This is a genomic window from Agromyces sp. LHK192, assembly GCF_004006235.1.
Classification (GTDB): domain Bacteria; phylum Actinomycetota; class Actinomycetes; order Actinomycetales; family Microbacteriaceae; genus Agromyces.
This window is the reverse complement of sequence record NZ_CP034753.1, coordinates 637,549-654,455: the sequence shown is the minus strand read 5'-3', so window position 1 is coordinate 654,455 and position 16,907 is coordinate 637,549. Positions and strand designations below refer to the sequence as shown.

The window sequence follows — 16,907 nt, the reverse complement described above, 5'->3', positions numbered from 1 at the left end:
ATGCGTCGGCGGGAAGCCGGGCGGCGCGCGAAGGGTCAGGGGCTGGTGGGGGGATCGGCGGGATCGGTCGGCTCGGTCGGAGGATCCGTCGGCCCCGGGTCCGGTGGCGGCGGGGCGCAGATCGTGGTCGTTCCGGTGACTGGCGACAGGTTTCGGAAGTCATCCGAGAACCGCACCGTCACGGTGACGGGGATGCTCCCGTCGGCGTTGGCCGCGCCCGGGACGACCTCGACGTTCTTCGACCCGTTGGCCGCTGTCGACACCCGCACGGCGTTGCGCGCATCGTCGACGTTGTCGTAGCACGCGTTCGAGGGCAGGACGACCTCGACGACGGTCGGGGCGCCCGCCCATCCGACCGCGGTCTCACCCGTGCAGTTCGTGTACTGCCAGCGGCACGCACGCACGCGGACGTCCCACGGCGTCGAGTCCGCCCTGAGCTCGAAGTCGTTGCGCCAGTCGCCGTACAGGTTGTACTCGAGGTGGAACTTCGACGACGGCGGCGAGACCGAGGGCGCTGAAGCGAGCCCGTAACGCCAGACGCCGTCGCCGCCCTGCACGGCCGTCGTGGACACCTCGTAGGTCGCCGTGCCCGACGGCGGCGGAGCGCTCGCGTAGGTGAGCACATCGACGGTGTTCGACTGCGTCGCACCGTACCCGTTCGACGCGCAGACCTTCACGCGGTACCACTCGAAGTCGTCGAGCCCGGTGATCGTCGAAGTCGCCGATCTCATGGCGTTGCCGCCGGAGACGCTCAGGCTGCCGTCCGCGGCCGCCTCGCACCTGGGTTCCTGCCCGTTCCGCCAAGCCAGGTAGACCTTGTCGACTACTCGGTCGCTGCCGTTCGTGGCGACCGAATCGCCTGAGATCTGAATCGACTTGTTGTCGTCCAGGGCCGATGCAACGATCGACCGTTCGAACCACGGCGCACCCGCGGCGGTCACGCCGACCGCGGTGCTGGCGCCGTCGCTGCTCCCTTCGATCGGCGGACGGTACTGGCTGATCGGGATGATGGTGAGCAGCTGCGGGCCGGGGCTCACGTCGATGCGGTAGGTCGAGACGGCACCCTGCCGCTGGAGCGTGAGGTTGCGCTCGGCGATCCGGAACTGCCGGGTGTCGTCGCTGGAGCGGATCGTGAGTTCCACGACCGCGTTGTTCGTGCTCGTCGAGCGCTGGTCGTAGACCGGCACCGGCACCGCCTCGGTGATCTGCGGCTGCTGATACGCCCAGGTGGTCACCGCGCTGGTCTCGGCGGACTCGCCGACCTGGTTCACGGCGCGCGCGGTGAAGCGCACCTCGGCGCCGTTCTGGAGCCCGGACACCACGCAGCGGTACAGCGTCGCGATCGCGGGCGAGCAGTCCGCGCCGGTGTCGCGCCCGTCGCGGTAGATGCGCACGGCGTTCACGGCCGGGTGGGCCTTCGCGGCGTCGCCGAGCGCCACCTCGAGGGTCACGCTCGAACCGGTGTACCCCGACGTCGAGATCGAGGCGGGCCGCTGCGGGTAGCCCTGCACGTCGATGGTGAGGGTGCCGGGGCCGGTGCGCCCCTGCGCGTCGCGCACCGTGAACGGGACCACGCAGGTTCCGCCGAAGGCCTCGGTGCCCGCCTTGAACGTCGCGACGACCGACTGCTGGCCGCTCGTGCCGACGGATGCCACGTCGCACGTGACGCCGCCGCCGCCCGAGCCGATCGACGCGAGCGTGAGACCGGCACCGGTCTTGCCGGCGAACGGGTCGTACTCGCCGCCGACGCCGGCGACCTGGATGGTGCACGGGCCCGCGGTCACGGTGCACTCGCGCGTGATCGTCGCGCCACGCGGCGAGTCGGGCGGTGCGACGCCGACCACGAGCGTGATGGTCGCACTGGCGCCGCCGAACGCGGGCAGCGAGACCGTCGCCGTCTCACGGGTGCCGGGAACCGCGTCGGCGCGCGCCTCGAACGAGATCTGGTCGCCGCCGCCGGTCATCGTGAACGCCGACCCGCCGAAGGAGACGTCGTAGGCGAGCTTGGAGCGATCGCCCTCGCGGCCGCCCTCCCACGAGGTCATCGCGTCGTAGAGGGCGATCTGCTCGGTCGCACCCGGGGCGACGGTGCGCGAGATCGCGGTCAGCTGCGCCTGCGGGTCCTTCGGCTGGACGTCGATCGGCACCGCGACCTGCGACCAGCGGTCCTGCCCCAGGAGGCGCACCGGCACGAGGCAGATGTCGCTCCACGGCGCCTCGCGGCCGGCCCGGTATTCTGCCTTCGTGGAACCCGTCGGTGCGCACGTCGAGTTCTGGCGCTGCACCGGGTACTGGCCGTCTCCGTACTCCACCCGCTCGCCGTCGGCGAGGTCGAGCATCTCTCCGACGTCGAATGTCTTCGCCTGCTCCTCGCCGACCTGGACCGGCGTCACCGACGAACGCAGCTGCACGGGGAGGTCGTCGAACGCGGGGATCCGGAGGATACCGTAGGTCTCGACCGCGCCGTCCTCGGTGGAGAGGCGGAACGGCACCAGGTCGCCCTCGTCCGGCATGCGGCCGGAGATGCGCCAGCCGTCGACCCGGTATCGGGTCGACGATCCCCACAGCTCGAGGCGCAGGGTCGAGAGGTCCCCCGTCGCCCATTCGACGTGCCCGGTCACGACGTCGAGGCCGTCGCGCTCGAACTCGCCGCGGTTGCGGGCGGTCACCACGGTGTCGGTGACGACCGGATGGTCCGCAGCGGCCTGCTCGCTGACGTTGAAGACGATCAGTCCCTGAGCGGTCGAGGAGGTCGCCACCGACCGGGCCGTGTAGAGGTAGGAGTTGGTGCCCGCGACGTCGCCCGCGGCGAGCACGACGTGCCCCTCCTCGAGGTTCGTCGCGCCGTCGACGAGGCCGGCGAGTCGGTCGTACTCGGTCGAACCGGGCGGCGCGTTCGGCACCACCTCGACGAGTTCGAGTTCGCCGAGCGCGGGGTCGCGGTCGTTCGAGAGCGGTGAGACGGTGACTCCGGTGGCCGCGCCGCGCGTCGCGCGCACGTAGTCGCTGAACGTGACCGGTGCGGCATCGGCGAGCTCGGCCGCGAGGACGCCGACCCGCACGAGCGCGGTCTGCTCGGCGCCGTCGCCGTCGCGCACCGTGTAGTCGAACGCGAGCTGGCCGCCGCTCACCCCGCCAACGGGCGCGCGGTAGACGATGGTGTCGCCTTCGGCGCCGATCGAGGCGGTGCCGCTGCCTGCAGGCGGCTGGCCGATGCCCGACAGCACGACCCGGTCGCCGTCGGGGTCGATGCCGAGGCTCGGCACCGGGATCTCGACGCTCTGGCCGCTGAGCACGCGCGCGGCCAGCGCCGGCGGCTTCGGCGGTCGGTTGGCACCTGCGGGGAGCACGGTGACCGTCACGGTCGCGTAGTCGGTCATCGTCGGGTCGCTCTCGAGTGCGACCGAGTAGGTGAGCTCGTACGTGCCGATCTTCGACGGCGCGATGTAGCGGACCGCGTCGCCCGAGGTGAACGCCAGTTCGCCGTCGGCGCCGGAGCCGACGACGTCGTGACCGACGACGAGCCGAGCGCCGCGCGGGCTCACGTCGTTCGCGAGGACATGGATGTCGGTGAGCTGGCCGGCCCGCACGGTGACGGTGTCGGGGCGGGCGATGGGCGGCGCGCCCACGGCGACCGGGGCGAGGAACACGTCGACGGAGCCGACGACCGCGGCGCCTGCACCGTCGGTCACGACCACGCGCACCCGCCCGACCAGCGCCGGCTCGCCGGCCGGGGCGACGCCGCCCGAGATCGCGACCCGCAACTGCTCGGCGCCGACGATGCCCACGCCGAGGTCGCCGGTGGAACTCGACGCCTCGCTGAGCAGGAGCACTCGCCCTGTCGAGTTCTGCACGGCCGACAGCACGTCGACGCGGGTGTCCTCACCGGGGCGGACGAAGGTGGTGATCGGCGCGATCGACAACGGTGCGGAGCGGTCCACGACCGAGAGCCGGATCGTCGCGGACTCCTCGGCCTGGGTGACGGTGTCCGCGACCGTGTAGGTGACCGTGTACTCGCCGACCTCCGCGGCGCTGAGCTCGACGGTGCCCGCCGAGGCGTTGGGCGCCACGATGAGGCCGGTCGATCCGCCGAGCGGATCGACGGCGTCGACGAGCCGGTAGGAGCCGCTGCCGCCGGTGACGTGCTCGGCGACCTCGACGGCCACGTTCTCGCCGGTGCCCGCGGTGACGGCGACGCCGCCGGCCTCGACGGAGGACGAGCCCGAGATGCGGAACTCGATGGTCTTCTCGGTCGACGCGCCGTGGGAGTCGGTGACCACGATCGCGACCGCGACGGTCGCGTCTCCGGCGTTCGGGTCGGTGTGTCGGACGGCGACGCGTCCATCGGCGCGGGCGACCACGGCGACGGGCGCCGCGGGGTCGATGGCGCGCGCGTCGGAGAGGACGAAGGCGTCGCCGTCGGGGTCGACCCAGCCGTCGAGCGCGGGCACGATCGCGGTGCCGCCCGGTCGGAGCTGCGGCGACGGCCACACCTGGTGGCACTGCTCGACCGCGCACCACTCGGGTGCGGAGTTCTGGTCGTCGGGGACGACGTTGAGCGTCACGGTGGCGGGGTCGCTCGACGCGGCGCCGTCGCTGACGGCGTACGGGAAGGTCGCGCTGCCCGAGGTCGCGGCGACGCGCACCGCGAGGGACTGGCTGTGCCCGACCGTCGTCACCTCGCCGAAGGCGGGGTCGATGCCGCCGACGGAGCCCGCCGCGACCGTCAGCACGTCGGAGCGGTTGGGGTCGTGGTCGTTGAGGAGCACGGGGAGCGCGACGAGCTGGCCGCTGCGCACGCCGAACGTGTCGCCGACGGCGACCGGCGGCTTCTGCTCGGGCACGTCCTCGACGAGGATCACGCCCTCCTCCTGCTCGGTGTCGTCCTCGACCGACCATTCCTCCAGGGGGATCATCCGGCCGTCGGGCACGGTCCAGAGCAGGCCCGTACCCGGTTCGTTGAGGACGGCCCGGTCGCCGTTGGTGCGCAGCACCGGGGCGACGGCGGAGGCCTGGCCGAGGATCTCGCCGGGCGCCTCGAGTTCGCGCTCGCCGCCCGATCGGGTCCACATGGTGCCGCCCTGGTCCGAGAGCCACGCGGCGGTCGCGTCGCCGCCGACGAGGACCGGTGCCGCCGGGGTGCCGGATGCCTCGAGCTCGCGCTCGGAGGCCCCGCTGCCGAGGTCGACCGAGACGAGCCCGCTGCCGTCCGCGATCAGCGCGCGATCTCCCGTGAGGGAACTCTCCTGGAGGAGCGCCTCGGCGTCGACGTCGAGCTCGACGACGTCGTCGACGCCCTCGATCCACGCCCGGCCCGCGCCCGGCTCGACGAGGATCCACCGGCCGGCGACCATCGCCAGTTCCAGCCTCGCGTCCGCCGCGGGTGCAGGGTCGACGGCCACAGGGTCGCTGAAGGATGCCGTCGTTGCGTCGTAGCGGCTGACCGCGCCGTCGGCGGCGGAGTACATCGCGACGCGCCCGTCCGCGTCGACGGTCGCCGCAGAGGCGGAGTACACCTCGTCGACCTCGGCGTCCGCAGCCTCGCCGGCGGCCGCTTCGGCGTCGGCCGCGGCATCCGCTGCCCCGGCCTCGTCGTCGCCCTCCTCGGCGACGTACGGGTCGATCATGGTGAAGTGCTCGGAGTCGAGCGTGCCGAGCGACACCTGGCCGGTGTCGGTGCGGTAGAGCACGTACCCGCCCGCGCCGACGACCTCGCGCGTGCCTGCCGGCGTCGGCGTCGCGGCGATCTCCTCGCCGGTTCCGCCCTCGGCATCGCCCGTGTCGACGAGGTCGGCGGGAGAGGCGGGATCGATGGTCCACCGTTCGCGGAGGCCGCCGCTGAACAGCACGCCCTGCGCGCCCGACTGCGCGACCGCGCTCGGGTCGTCGACCGAGCGGACGGTGTCGAGCTCGGCGAGGTCCGCGTTGACGCGGCCGTAGCGGCCGTCGTCGCGGGTGACCCACACGGAGGTCTCGACGCGGGGCACCTCCTGCGATTCGTATCCGGCGCTGGTGATCGCGAATCCCGCGACCGTGCCGATGACCGCGACGGATGCCACGACCGCCGCGATCATCCCCCGCCGCGGGCCGCGGCGCTCGGTCGTGCGTGCCATCAGACGAGCCCCGTCAGCCTTCCGGCGACGAACGCCACGACGACGAGGCCCGCTCCGGCACCGGCCGCGATCAGCGCGATCGAGAGCCCCGACCGCTTCGCCGTGCGAGCCACGGGCAGGCCGTCGCGGTCGACCTCGGTCGAGACCTTGCGGGCCGCGCGGGCGGCTCGGCGGGAGTCGCGGGCGACGGTGGAGACAACCGGGCCGCGCGTCGACTCGTCGTGGAATCGCACGGGCATGGCGCCCGCCCACTCGGGCGCCGCGACCTCGAAGGCCGTCACGGGCAGCCCGAGCCGGTACTGCGTGTCGCGGAGACGGTCGGCGAACGCCGCCATCGACGGGTACCGCCTCGACGGGTCGCGCTGCATCGCACCCTGCAGCAGGTCGTCGAGGATCGGCGGGAGGCCCGCACGCGGCAGCTTCGGGTACGTCGCCCGCGCGATGCGGCGGGTGAGCTGCTCGCTCGTGTTCTTCGAACGGTCGTCGAGCTCGAACGGGCTGCGGCCGGCGAGCAGCGTGTACAGCGTCGCCGCGAGGCTCCACACCTCGCTCTGCACGCTCCCGCTCGTCTCCTCGCGGAGCACCTCGGGCGCGCTCCACGGCACCGACATCGCGAAGACCTCGGAATCGCCGGTGTCGTGCAGGGCCGCGGCGATGCCGAAGTCGGCGAGCACCGGTGCGCCATAGGTGTTGATGAGGACGTTCGACGGCTTGATGTCGCGGTGCAGCAGACCGGCTCGGTGCGCGGTCTCGAGCGCGGCGGCGAGCCGCACGCCGACGTCGAGCACCTCGCCGACGGGCAGCGGCTCGCGCTTGTACCTCGCGGCCATCGTGTCGGGGCAGTACTCCATCGCGAGGTAGGGGCGACCGTCGGCGGAGATCGATGCCTGGTGGATGGTGACGATCGCCGCGTGCGTCGAGAGCCGGGCCATGACGTCGGCCTCGGCGTTGAAGCTGCGCCTGACCTCGGGGTCGATCGCGTCGGCGCGCAGCACCTTGACGGCGGCGACCCGTCGGGGCATGTCCTGTTCGTATAGGAAGACGTCGGCGAATCCGCCGGAACCGAGCGGCCGGACATAGGTGAATCCGGCGATCACCGGAGGTGTCGCCACACGTCGTCTCGGCACCTCGGGTCCCTCTCCGTCAGCCCGGGCTGGCGGACCCGATTGCAGTGGATCGACGACCCTCGGAGACCTGGGAAACCGTCACCAGGTAGGACTCGCCGAGGTCCAGTATATCGCCCGATCTGAGGGTGATCTGTCCGTTGTGGATGAGCAGGCGCGGCGCACGGTCGGCCGACAGCACGATCGTGCCGTTCGTCGAACCGAGGTCGAGCGCGGCCAGCTCCGAGGCCTCGAACCGCACCTCGACGTGGCGGCCCGAGATCTCGCGACGCGGCGAGGGCGTCACGATGTGCACCGCCCCCTCGGCGCCGTCCGGCACCGGTCGGCGGCCGAACACCACCGGCGGCACGAGCTCGGTGCCGTCGGGAAGCCGCATGATCCACACGGCGACCGATTCGGATGCCACCTCACGCGAAGTCTCGGCCTCGAGCACCGCTTCGGCCTCGAGCACGGCCTCGGCTTCGAGCACCGCGTCGGACTCGTCCACGGCATCCGACACCGGTTCTGCGACGCCCGGAGCGGATGCCGCGGTGCCCGCCGACGCGATCGACGACAGGTCGATCCGGCGGGTCGGCAGGTCGGTCCGCCGTTTCGGCGACGACGCACGCACCTCGGCGATCGCGATCTGCGACGTGCGCACGACTCCGCGCTGCACCGGGAGGCGATCGGCGGCGGAGGCATCCGCGCCGTCGATCGAGAGGCGCAGGCCCGCGATGCCGGTCGATTCGCCGACCACCCAGGCACCGCCGTCGGGTCCGGAGAATCGCGTGGTCGCGGCGCCGTCGACGACGACCTCGACGCCTCCGCGGACACCGACGTGCACGCGGCGCTCGACCTCGTCGAGCACCTCGACGATGCCGCAGTCGGCCGGGCCGCCCTCGATCGCGAGCAGGTCGAGCACCTCGACGAGTGTCACGTCGTCCTCCTGGAGCACCGCGAACAGCGCACCGGCGAACTCCGCGTCGGCGTCTCGCCCGAACAGCGTGACGAACCGCCCGGTCACGATCGCGAAGCCGGGCACCGTCCCCATGCCGGCTGGAGCGTATTCGAACACCCGTCGACTCTATCCGAGGGCGGCGGTAGCGTTCGGAGATGGCTGCAGCCCCGACGATCGTCTGGTTCCGCGACGACCTCCGCGTCGCCGACCACCCGGCGCTGTCCGCCGCCGCGGAACGCGGAGCCCCGGTCGTCGCGCTGTACGTGCTCGACGAGGGCTCGCCGGGTGTGCGACCGCTCGGCGGCGCGGCCCGGTGGTGGTTGCACGGTTCGCTCGAGTCGCTCGCCGCGGACCTCGACGACCTCGGCGTGCCGCTCGTGCTGCGCCGCGGCGCCGGGGCCGACGTGGTGCGCGAGGTCGTCGACGACGCCGGTGCCGATGCCGTCGTGTGGAATCGGCGGTACGGAGCAGCACGCGAGGTCGACGCCGGCCTGAAGGCCGGACTCGCCGACGACGGGGTCGACGTCCGCAGCTTCCAGGCCTCGCTGCTGTTCGAACCGTGGACGATCCGCACCGGGCAGGGTACGCCGTACTCGGTGTTCACGCCCTTCTGGCGCGCGTGCCGCGAGGCGCCCGAGCCGCGGCATCCGCTGCCGGTCCCGGGCCGGCTCGACGGGACGCGCCTCGACGGCGACCGGCTCGCGGACTGGGCGCTGCTCCCCACTCGGCCGGACTGGGCCGGCGGGCTCCGCGAGACCTGGACGCCGGGTCCGGCGGCTGCCCGCGAGCGACTCGAGGAGTTCGCCGCCGATGCGGTGCAGGACTACGCCGACGGGCGCGATCGCATGGGCGACCCCGTCGTCTCCCGCCTCTCACCGCACCTGCGCTTCGGCGAATTGAGCCCGTTCGAGGCGTGGGAGGCGATGCGGCCCAAGCGCAGCGAGGGGGCGGCGCGGTTCCGCACCGAGCTCGGCTGGCGCGAGTTCGCCTGGCACGTGCTGTACCACTTCCCCGACCTGGCGACCCGGAACCTGCGACCGGAGTTCGACGCGTTCCCCTGGCCCCGGCTGCACCCGACCGCGCTCGAAGCCTGGCAGCGCGGACGCACGGGCATCCCGCTCGTCGACGCCGGCATGCGCGAACTCTGGCGCACCGGGTCGATGCACAACCGGGTGCGCATGGTGACGGCCTCGTTCCTGGTCAAGCACCTGCTCATCGACTGGCGCCGGGGCGAGCAGTGGTTCTGGGACACGCTCGTCGACGCCGACGAGGCGTCCAACCCGTTCAACTGGCAGTGGGTGGCCGGCTCCGGGGCCGACGCGGCGCCGTACTTCCGGATCTTCAACCCCGAGACGCAGGCGGCGAAGTTCGACGCGGACGGCGCGTACCGGCGCCGCTGGCTCCCCGACCCGGACACCGACGACTCCCCCGAGCCGATCGTCGACCTCGCCGAGGGCCGGCGCGAGGCGCTCGCGGCCTACGAGTCGGTGAAGGTGGCGGCCGCCTCCGCCCGGGCCTGACGGCTCGCGTCAGAGCGGCAGCGCGAGGACGTGGTCGTCCTCCCACCGGTCCCCGAGGCGGAACCGCTTGCGGCCCACCTGCCGGAACCCGTGCTTCGCGTAGAACCGCTGCGCGCGTTCGTTCTCCTCGTTGACGCCGAGCCAGCAGACCGTAGCGCCCGTCGCCCGTGCGACGTCGACGACCGCCTGCATGAGCGACGCGGCGACGCCCGCGCCGTGCACCGTCGGGCTCGCGTAGAACTTGCTCAGCTCGATGGCGGGCCGCTCGGCGACCGCGGCCGCGACATCGGCGTCGGACGGGTCGCCGGCGATGAGCATCGCGTACCCGAGCATGGCGCCGTCGGATGCCTCGGCCACCAGCACCGCCCGCTCGGGGTCCCCGACGTACGCGGCGAACCGCTCGGCGCTCAGGTGCTCGGCGATGAAGGCCTGCTGGGCCTCGGGCGTCGTGCTCGGCGGACACGCGAGCGGGAAGGTCGCCGCGGCGAGCACGGCGATGCGCTCGGCGTCGTCGGCGGCTGCGGCACGGATCACGAGCTCGGGCATCCATCGATCATGGCACCGCATGCGACGAGCGGATGCCCCGGGTCGGGACATCCGCTCGTCGTGGGCGGTCGGCGCGGCCGGTCGTGGCGGCCGGTCGTGGTGGCCGGTCGGCGCGGCGCGCGTGTGCTCGCTACAGGAAGCGGGCGTACGCGCTCAGGGTGAGGAACGTCGGGAACTCGGGTTCGAGCGCCACCGACCGGAACACCGAGATCGCGTCGTCGAACCGGTCGCCCTCGAAGCGGGGCAGCTCGGCGACGGCCGCGGCCATGAGGCGCACGATCGACGTCTGGTCGATGCGGGTGCCCTCGGCCGTCACGGTGTTGTCGTGCAACCACTGCCACACCTGCGAGCGCGAGATCTCCGCGGTCGCGGCGTCCTCCATCAGGTCGTCGAGCGCCGCGGCGCCGGTGCCCCGCAGCCACGACTCGACGTAGCGGATCGCGATCGAGATGTTCTCCTGCACGCCGTGCTCGGTGATCTCACCGCCGATCGACGGGATGTCGAGCAGCTGCGCCGCCGTCACCTCGACGTCCTCGCGCAGCCGGCCGAGCTGGTTCGGCTCGTCGCCGAGCACGCGGTCGAACTCGGCCCGCGCGGTGTCGATCAGGTCGGGGTGCGCGACCCAGGTGCCGTCGAACCCGTCGGATGCCTCGCGGCGCTTGTCTGCGGCCACCGCGGCGAGCGCGCGCTCGGTCACCTCGGGGTTGCGCCGGTTCGGGATGAACGCGCTCATGCCGCCGATGGCATATGCGCCTCGCTGGTGCGCGGTCGCGACCAGCAGTTCGGTGTAGGCGCGCATGAACGGCACCGTCATCGTGATCTGCCTGCGGTCGGGCAGCACCCACCGGCGACCCCGCGACCGGAACGTCTTCACGATCGAGAAGATGTAGTCCCAGCGGCCGGCGTTCAGGCCCGCGCAGTGGTCGCGCAGCTCGTAGAGGATCTCCTCCATCTGGAACGCGGCCTGGATCGTCTCGATCAGCACGGTCGCCCGGATCGTGCCCTGCGGGATGCCGAGGTACTGCTGCGTGAACACGAAGATGTCGTTCCACAGCTTCGCCTCGCGGTGCGACTCCAGCTTCGGCAGGTAGAAGTACGGCCCGCGGCCGAGCTCGATCAGCCGCTTCGCGTTGTGGAACGCGTAGAGGCCGAAGTCCACGAGCGACCCGGACGCCTGCAGCGCACGCCCCGCGCGGTCGTGGAACCGCACGTGCTTCTCGGTGAGGTGCCAGCCGCGCGGACGGAACACGATGGTCGGCGTCTCGCGGATGTCGCGCTCGAGCCGGTACGCCTTGCCCTCCGGGCTCGTGAACGACAGGTCGCCGCGCAGCGCGTCGAACAGGCTCAGCTGGCCCTCGATGACGTTCCGCCAGGTGGGGCTCGTGGCATCCTCCTGGTCGGCGAGCCAGACCTTCGCACTCGAGTTGAGCGCGTTGATCGTCATCTTGCGGTCGGTGGGACCGGTGATCTCGACGCGGCGGTCCTCGAGGCCCGGGCCCGCGCCCGCGACCCGCCAGGTGCGGTCGGCGCGGATGGACTCGGTCTCGGGCAGGAACCTCGGGTCGCGGCCGTTCGCGGCGTCGACGCGGGTCTGCAGGCGGGCCGCGAGCAGGTCGTGGCGGGTGCCGGCGAACCGGTCGTGCAACTCGGCGAGGAACTCGAGCGCCGCGGGTGTGAGGATCTCGTCGTACCGCTCGCCGATCGGGCCGGTGACCTCCATGCGCGGGCGGGCCGCGCTGAAGCTCGTCGTCGTCGTCGGACGCGGCGGGGCATCCGTTCGTTCGATGGTCAGGGTGTTCATGGTCGTCTCCTGTCTCAGTGGACGGGCGTCAGTGCTGGAACTGCTCTTCCTCGGTCGATCCGACGAGGGCGAGGGTCGCGCTGTTGGGGTTCAGCGCCGTGGCGATCCGGTCGAAGTAGCCGGTGCCGACCTCGCGCTGGTGGCGCGTGGCGGTGTACCCGGATGCCTCCGAGGCGAATTCCGCCTCCTGGAGGTCGACGTATGCGCTCATGTGCCGCTCGTTGTAGTCCTTGGCGAGCGTGAACATGGAGTGGTTGAGGGCGTGGAAGCCCGCGAGCGTGATGAACTGGAACGCGTATCCCATCGACGCGAGCTCCCGCTGGAACTTCGCGATCTGGTCGTCGTCGAGGTGGCGCTTCCAGTTGAAGCTCGGCGAGCAGTTGTAGCTCAGGCGCTTGCCCGGGAACTTCGCGTGCACGGCCTCGGCGAAGCGGCGCGCCAGGTCGAGGTCGGGCTCGGCCGACTCGACCCAGAGCAGGTCGGCGTACTCGGCGTAGGCGAGGCCGCGGGCGATGACCGGCTCGATGCCGTTCTGCACGTTGTAGAAGCCCTCGGCGGTGCGCTCGCCCGTGACGAACGGCTGGTCGCGCTCGTCGTGGTCGCTCGTCAGCAGCGTCGCGGCGAGCGCGTCGGTGCGGGCGATGATGATCGACGGGACACCGGCGACGTCGGCCGCGAGGCGCGCCGCGTTGATCGTGCGGATGTGCTGGCTCGTCGGGATCAGCACCTTGCCGCCCATGTGGCCGCACTTCTTCTCGCTCGCGAGCTGGTCCTCCCAGTGCACGCCGGCGGCGCCCGCCTCGATCATCTGGTGCATGAGCTCGTACGCGTTCAGCGGACCGCCGAAGCCGGCCTCGGCGTCAGCGACGATCGGGGCCATCCAGTCGCGCTCGCCGTCGGGGCCGGGCGTGCCCTGCTCGATCTGCCCGGCGCGCAGGAGCGCGTTGTTGATGCGGCGCACGACCGCCGGAACCGAGTTCGCAGGGTAGAGCGACTGGTCGGGGTAGGTCTGGCCGCTCAGGTTCGCGTCGGCGGCGACCTGCCAGCCGCTGAGGTAGATGGCCTTGAGTCCCGCGCGCACCTGCTGCACGGCCTGGTTGCCGGTGAGGGCGCCGAGCGCGGCCGACCACTCCGGGTCCTCCATGCGGTCGAACGCGGTGCCGGTGTTCTTCGAGATGTTCTCCCAGAGCTTCTCGGCGCCGCGCTTGGCGAGCGTCCGCTCCTCGCGGACCGGGCCGCGCAGCGCGACGACGTCCTCCGCCGTGTAGTCGCGCTTGACGCCCTCCCAGCGGGGGTCGGCGTCCCACTCGAGCTGCAGCTCGGCGGCGGTCTGGGTCTGGTCACCGGGGCGGGTGCTCATCGTCGTGCTCCTCGTGTCGTGTGGCTCGTGCCGGGTCCTGGGCCGGTGGGCTCGGGACCTCGGTCGGTGCCGTGATGTTCGCGGTGCCGGATGCCTCGTGGCGGGGCATCCGTGGCCTGTGACATCCACGATGCGCCCGGCGAGGAGCGGCCGACCGACGATTCGGGGGGTGAACTTTCCGCGAAGTTCTGCGCGGGAGAAGAACCCTCCTCTCGCGCCCTCCTCTCACGCCCTCCTCACCCGCGCGGACGCGAATGGTCGCTCGAGTCCACCCGCACCGACCAGCTGAGTCCGGGCGCGCAGGGCTGGCACCTCGCGCGGACGCGAATGGCCGCTCCAAGCCATCCGCACCGACCATCTGGGTCCGGGCGTGCGGCTGACTCCGGCCTCGCGACCCGGCGGCCGCGACCATTCCCCCCACGGGCCGTGGAGCGCGCAGAGTCCACGGATCGGGCTGCCCAGCCGGCTGCGAGCCTCCGCTCGGCGATGCTGACCGGATGCCCCGCCCGCGTGCTCTCCCCCATCCCCTCACCGAGGCGCCGTTCGGCACCGGAACGGCATTGAGCATGGGTGTGACGAGGCGGCGTCTGCGGGCAGCGGACCTCTCCGCACCCTTTCACGGCGTCCGCACGACTTCCGCCCTCGAGACCGCATTCGACCATGCGGCGGCATACGGACCGGTTATGCGCGATGACCATGCGTTCTCGCATTCGACCGCCGCGTCGATGCTCGGGCTGCCGATCCCGCCGGACCGGGAACGGGATCCGAGGGTGCATGTCTCGGCGCTGCGCGGCGGGCGAGCTCCGCGTGGACGCGGCGTCGCCGGCCACTCGACGACGGTCGATGCCGAGGTGCGACGATTCCGCGGCCTGCAGGTGATGAGCCCGTCCGACACCTGGTGCACGCTCTCGACGATGCTCGGCCTCGACGATCTGGTCGCCGCCGGTGACCGGCTGGTCGGTCTTCCCCAGCCGTTGGCGACCTTCGACGAGATCGACGCCGCGCTCGACCGGTACGCCGGGCGCGCGGGAATGGTTCGGTTGCTCCGCGCCCGGTCGGAACTCCGCGCGGACTCGTACTCGAGGCAGGAGTCTCTGCTTCGTCTGGCGCTCGTGCGCGCCGGTCTGCCCGAACCGGAGCCGAACGGGATGATCACCCTCCGGTCCGGCCGACGGACGCGCGGTGACCTCGTGTTCCGGGGGTACCGGGTGCTCGTCGAATACGACGGCGAGCACCATCGCCTGGACCTCGCGCAGTGGACGACGGACGTCGCGCGACTCAACGACCTCGCGGCCGACGGTTGGCTCGTCATCCGCACGACGAAGCGGATGCCCCGCAGCGAACTCGTCGAGCGCACGGCGCGCGCGCTGCGCGACCGCGGATGGCGTGGCTGAGTGGTCCGTCGCCGCGCTTGGACACGAGTGGTCGCTCGGGCGGGAGCGAACCGACCAATCGCGTCCACGTACACCGCCTTCGGATGGGCAGATGGGGCCGGCGGGCGGGCCGATGCACAGCCACACCTTGCACTTCTAGTTACCTTGCAGTTCAATGTATGTGGCGCTGCAAGGTACGTGGGCGCCGGAGGGAGACAGGCATGCGCATCGGCAAGGACCTCGTCGCGGCCGCCGCGACCCCGGTCGTCCTCGGCATCCTGTCGGAGGGCGAGTCGTACGGCTACGCGATCCTGCAGCAGGTGTCGCGGCTCTCCGGCGGCGAACTCGAGTGGAGCGACGGCATGCTCTACCCGCTGCTGCACCGGCTCGAACGGCAGGGGCTCGTCGCCTCCGAATGGCGGCAATCGGATGCCGGGCGCCCGCGCAAGCACTACCGGCTGAGCCCGACGGGCGCCGCGGCGCTCGCCGAGCAGCGCCGGCAGTGGACCGTCGTCGGCGACGTGCTCGACAAACTCTGGTCGGTGCAGGGCGGCCCGACTCCCGCGCTCGGGGGTGCGTGACATGCGCGCGGCCGACACCGCAGGCACGCCGGAGGCGCCCGGGCCCGGCGCCTCGCCCGGACTCGACGACCTCGTCGCCTCCTGGCGCAGCTGGGTCGAACGGCGCGAGACGCTCACGGCATCCGACATCGACGAGCTCGAGGGCCACCTGCTCGACCGCGTCGATGCGCTCCGCGCCGCCGGGCTGCACGACGACGAGGCGTTCCTCGTCGCGGTCAAGCGCCTCGGCGCGGTCGACGACCTGTCGCACGAGTACGCGCGCGTGCACTCCGAGCGCCTGTGGAAGCAGCTCGTGCTCGACGACTCCGCGGTCGCCGACGAGCGGCGCGGAGGGGCATCCGGCGCGGCATCCGGCGTCGACGCCGACTCCGGCCTCGGCGCCGCATCCGATGCCGGCTTCGCCGGCGCATCCGACGGGGCCGCTGCTGCATCCCGGTCGGTCCCGTTCTGGAATCGCGCGAACGGCCTCGCCGTCGCGCTGCTGCTCGGGGTCGGCGCGGGCCTCGCGGTGAAGGTCGCCGCCGAGCTCACGACCGACCCCGCGTTCTTCCTGCGCAACGGCGCCGTGCTCGTGCTGCCGTTCCTCGCCGCCTGGTTCGCGTGGCGGCACCGTCCGACGCTCGGCGTCCTGCTCGGCATCGCGGGCGCGTTCCTCGCCGCCGGACTCGTGTTGAACCTGTACCCGTGGGGCGGTCCGGGCGCGACCGAGCTGTTCGGCGCGCCGCCGGCCGCGACCGAACTGCTCGCTTCGCTGCACGCGGCCGTCGCCCTCTGGCTCGTCACCGGGCTCGCCTACGTCGGCGACGGGTGGCGCACGAGCGCCGGCCGCATGGACTTCGTGCGGTTCAGCGGCGAATGGGTCGTCTACTACGTGCTCATCGCGCTCGTCGGCGCCGGGCTCTCGGCCCTGACGATCGGCGTGTTCTCGACGATCGACGTCGACGTCGCCTGGTTCTTCAACGACTGGGTGCTGCCGTGCGCGATCCCCGGCGCGGTGCTCGTCGCGGCCTGGCTCGTCGACGCGAAGCAGCGCGTGATCGAGAACATCGCACCCGTGCTCACCAAGGTGTTCACTCCGCTGTTCACGATCATGCTGCTCGCGCTCGTGGTCGCGGCGGTGCTGCAGTGGAACGTCGTCGAAGCCGAGCGCGAACTGCTCATCGCGTTCGACCTCGTGCTCGTCGTGGTGCTCGCGCTGCTCGTGTATTCGTACTCGTCGCGCGATCCGCTGCAGCGGGCGGGCTGGTTCGAACGGATCCAGCTCGTCATGCTCGCCGCCGCGCTCGTCGTCGACCTGTTCGTGCTGGTCGCGATGGTCGGCCGCACGGGCGAGTTCGGCTGGAGCCCGAACAAGACCGCGTCGCTCGGACTCAACGTGATCCTGCTCGTCAACCTCGCCTGGTCGGCGTGGCTGCAGCTCGGGTTCCTGCGAGGGCGCGTGCCGTTCGACCGCCTCGAGCGGTGGCAGACCGGGTACCTGCCCGTCTACCTCGCGTGGGCGGCGATCGTGGCGGTCGCGTTCCCCGTGCTGTTCGGGTTCGAGTAGGGGCGG

At 72.2% G+C, this 16,907-nt stretch carries 10 protein-coding genes; 4 read left to right on the top strand and 6 right to left on the bottom strand.

Annotation, left to right across the window (positions count from 1 at the left end):
- Positions 1-35: 35 nt before the first annotated feature.
- The 3 genes from ELQ40_RS02930 to ELQ40_RS02920 are packed head-to-tail and all read right to left on the bottom strand — an operon-like array spanning position 36 to position 8,267.
- Complete coding sequence (locus ELQ40_RS02930) at positions 36-6,113, bottom strand: Ig-like domain-containing protein (protein ID WP_127792332.1); 6,078 nt, start codon at positions 6,111-6,113, stop codon at positions 36-38.
- Positions 6,113-7,210 (bottom strand): serine/threonine-protein kinase, encoded by a 1,098-nt coding sequence (locus tag ELQ40_RS02925; protein WP_255424717.1) that lies wholly within the window; start codon positions 7,208-7,210, stop codon positions 6,113-6,115. Before ELQ40_RS02925 ends, ELQ40_RS02930 begins: the two co-directional genes overlap by 1 nt.
- Positions 7,211-7,256: 46 nt before the next feature.
- On the bottom strand, positions 7,257-8,267 hold the full coding sequence (locus ELQ40_RS02920; RefSeq protein WP_127792330.1) for an FHA domain-containing protein: 1,011 nt from the start codon (positions 8,265-8,267) through the stop codon (positions 7,257-7,259).
- A gap of 62 nt (positions 8,268-8,329) precedes the next feature.
- Between ELQ40_RS02920 and ELQ40_RS02915 the strand changes: the two genes are divergently transcribed.
- On the top strand, positions 8,330-9,694 hold the full coding sequence (locus ELQ40_RS02915) for a deoxyribodipyrimidine photo-lyase (RefSeq protein ID WP_127792329.1): 1,365 nt from the start codon (positions 8,330-8,332) through the stop codon (positions 9,692-9,694).
- A gap of 9 nt (positions 9,695-9,703) precedes the next feature.
- Here ELQ40_RS02915 and ELQ40_RS02910 read toward each other — a convergent pair whose 3' ends face one another.
- The 3 genes from ELQ40_RS02910 to aceA all read right to left on the bottom strand — a co-directional run bounded on the left by ELQ40_RS02910 (position 9,704) and on the right by aceA (position 13,401).
- Positions 9,704-10,240: a GNAT family N-acetyltransferase gene (locus ELQ40_RS02910; protein WP_127792328.1), complete on the bottom strand. Its 537-nt coding sequence runs from the start codon at positions 10,238-10,240 to the stop codon at positions 9,704-9,706.
- Positions 10,241-10,370: 130 nt separating this feature from the next.
- A complete protein-coding gene (gene aceB / locus ELQ40_RS02905; protein ID WP_205649414.1) occupies positions 10,371-12,041 on the bottom strand; it encodes a malate synthase A in 1,671 nt (556 codons plus the stop codon).
- A gap of 28 nt (positions 12,042-12,069) precedes the next feature.
- The gene (gene aceA / locus ELQ40_RS02900; RefSeq protein ID WP_127792327.1) at positions 12,070-13,401 is read right to left on the bottom strand and encodes an isocitrate lyase; all 1,332 of its coding nucleotides are present in this window, start codon (positions 13,399-13,401) and stop codon (positions 12,070-12,072) included.
- A gap of 683 nt (positions 13,402-14,084) precedes the next feature.
- Here aceA and ELQ40_RS02895 point away from each other — a divergent pair.
- From ELQ40_RS02895 to ELQ40_RS02885, 3 genes are all read left to right on the top strand, one after another.
- Complete coding sequence (locus ELQ40_RS02895) at positions 14,085-14,795, top strand: hypothetical protein (RefSeq protein WP_127792326.1); 711 nt, start codon at positions 14,085-14,087, stop codon at positions 14,793-14,795.
- Between the two features lie 200 nt (positions 14,796-14,995).
- Positions 14,996-15,355, top strand: coding sequence for a PadR family transcriptional regulator (locus ELQ40_RS02890; RefSeq protein WP_127792325.1), 360 nt, complete (start codon positions 14,996-14,998; stop codon positions 15,353-15,355).
- Between the two features lies 1 nt (position 15,356).
- The gene (locus ELQ40_RS02885; protein ID WP_127792324.1) at positions 15,357-16,901 is read left to right on the top strand and encodes a permease prefix domain 1-containing protein; all 1,545 of its coding nucleotides are present in this window, start codon (positions 15,357-15,359) and stop codon (positions 16,899-16,901) included.
- The last annotated feature ends 6 nt before the right edge of the window (positions 16,902-16,907 follow it).

Coding starts and splice junctions, on each gene's coding strand:
- ELQ40_RS02890 (WP_127792325.1), top strand. CDS start 14,996: ATGCGCATCGGCAAGGACCTCGTCGCGGCCGCCGCGACCCCGGTCGTC.
- ELQ40_RS02920 (WP_127792330.1), bottom strand. CDS start 8,267: ATGGGGACGGTGCCCGGCTTCGCGATCGTGACCGGGCGGTTCGTCACG.
- ELQ40_RS02915 (WP_127792329.1), top strand. CDS start 8,330: ATGGCTGCAGCCCCGACGATCGTCTGGTTCCGCGACGACCTCCGCGTC.
- ELQ40_RS02895 (WP_127792326.1), top strand. CDS start 14,085: ATGCGCGATGACCATGCGTTCTCGCATTCGACCGCCGCGTCGATGCTC.
- ELQ40_RS02930 (WP_127792332.1), bottom strand. CDS start 6,113: ATGGCACGCACGACCGAGCGCCGCGGCCCGCGGCGGGGGATGATCGCG.
- aceA (WP_127792327.1), bottom strand. CDS start 13,401: ATGAGCACCCGCCCCGGTGACCAGACCCAGACCGCCGCCGAGCTGCAG.
- aceB (WP_205649414.1), bottom strand. CDS start 12,041: ATGAACACCCTGACCATCGAACGAACGGATGCCCCGCCGCGTCCGACG.
- ELQ40_RS02885 (WP_127792324.1), top strand. CDS start 15,357: ATGCGCGCGGCCGACACCGCAGGCACGCCGGAGGCGCCCGGGCCCGGC.
- ELQ40_RS02910 (WP_127792328.1), bottom strand. CDS start 10,240: ATGCCCGAGCTCGTGATCCGTGCCGCAGCCGCCGACGACGCCGAGCGC.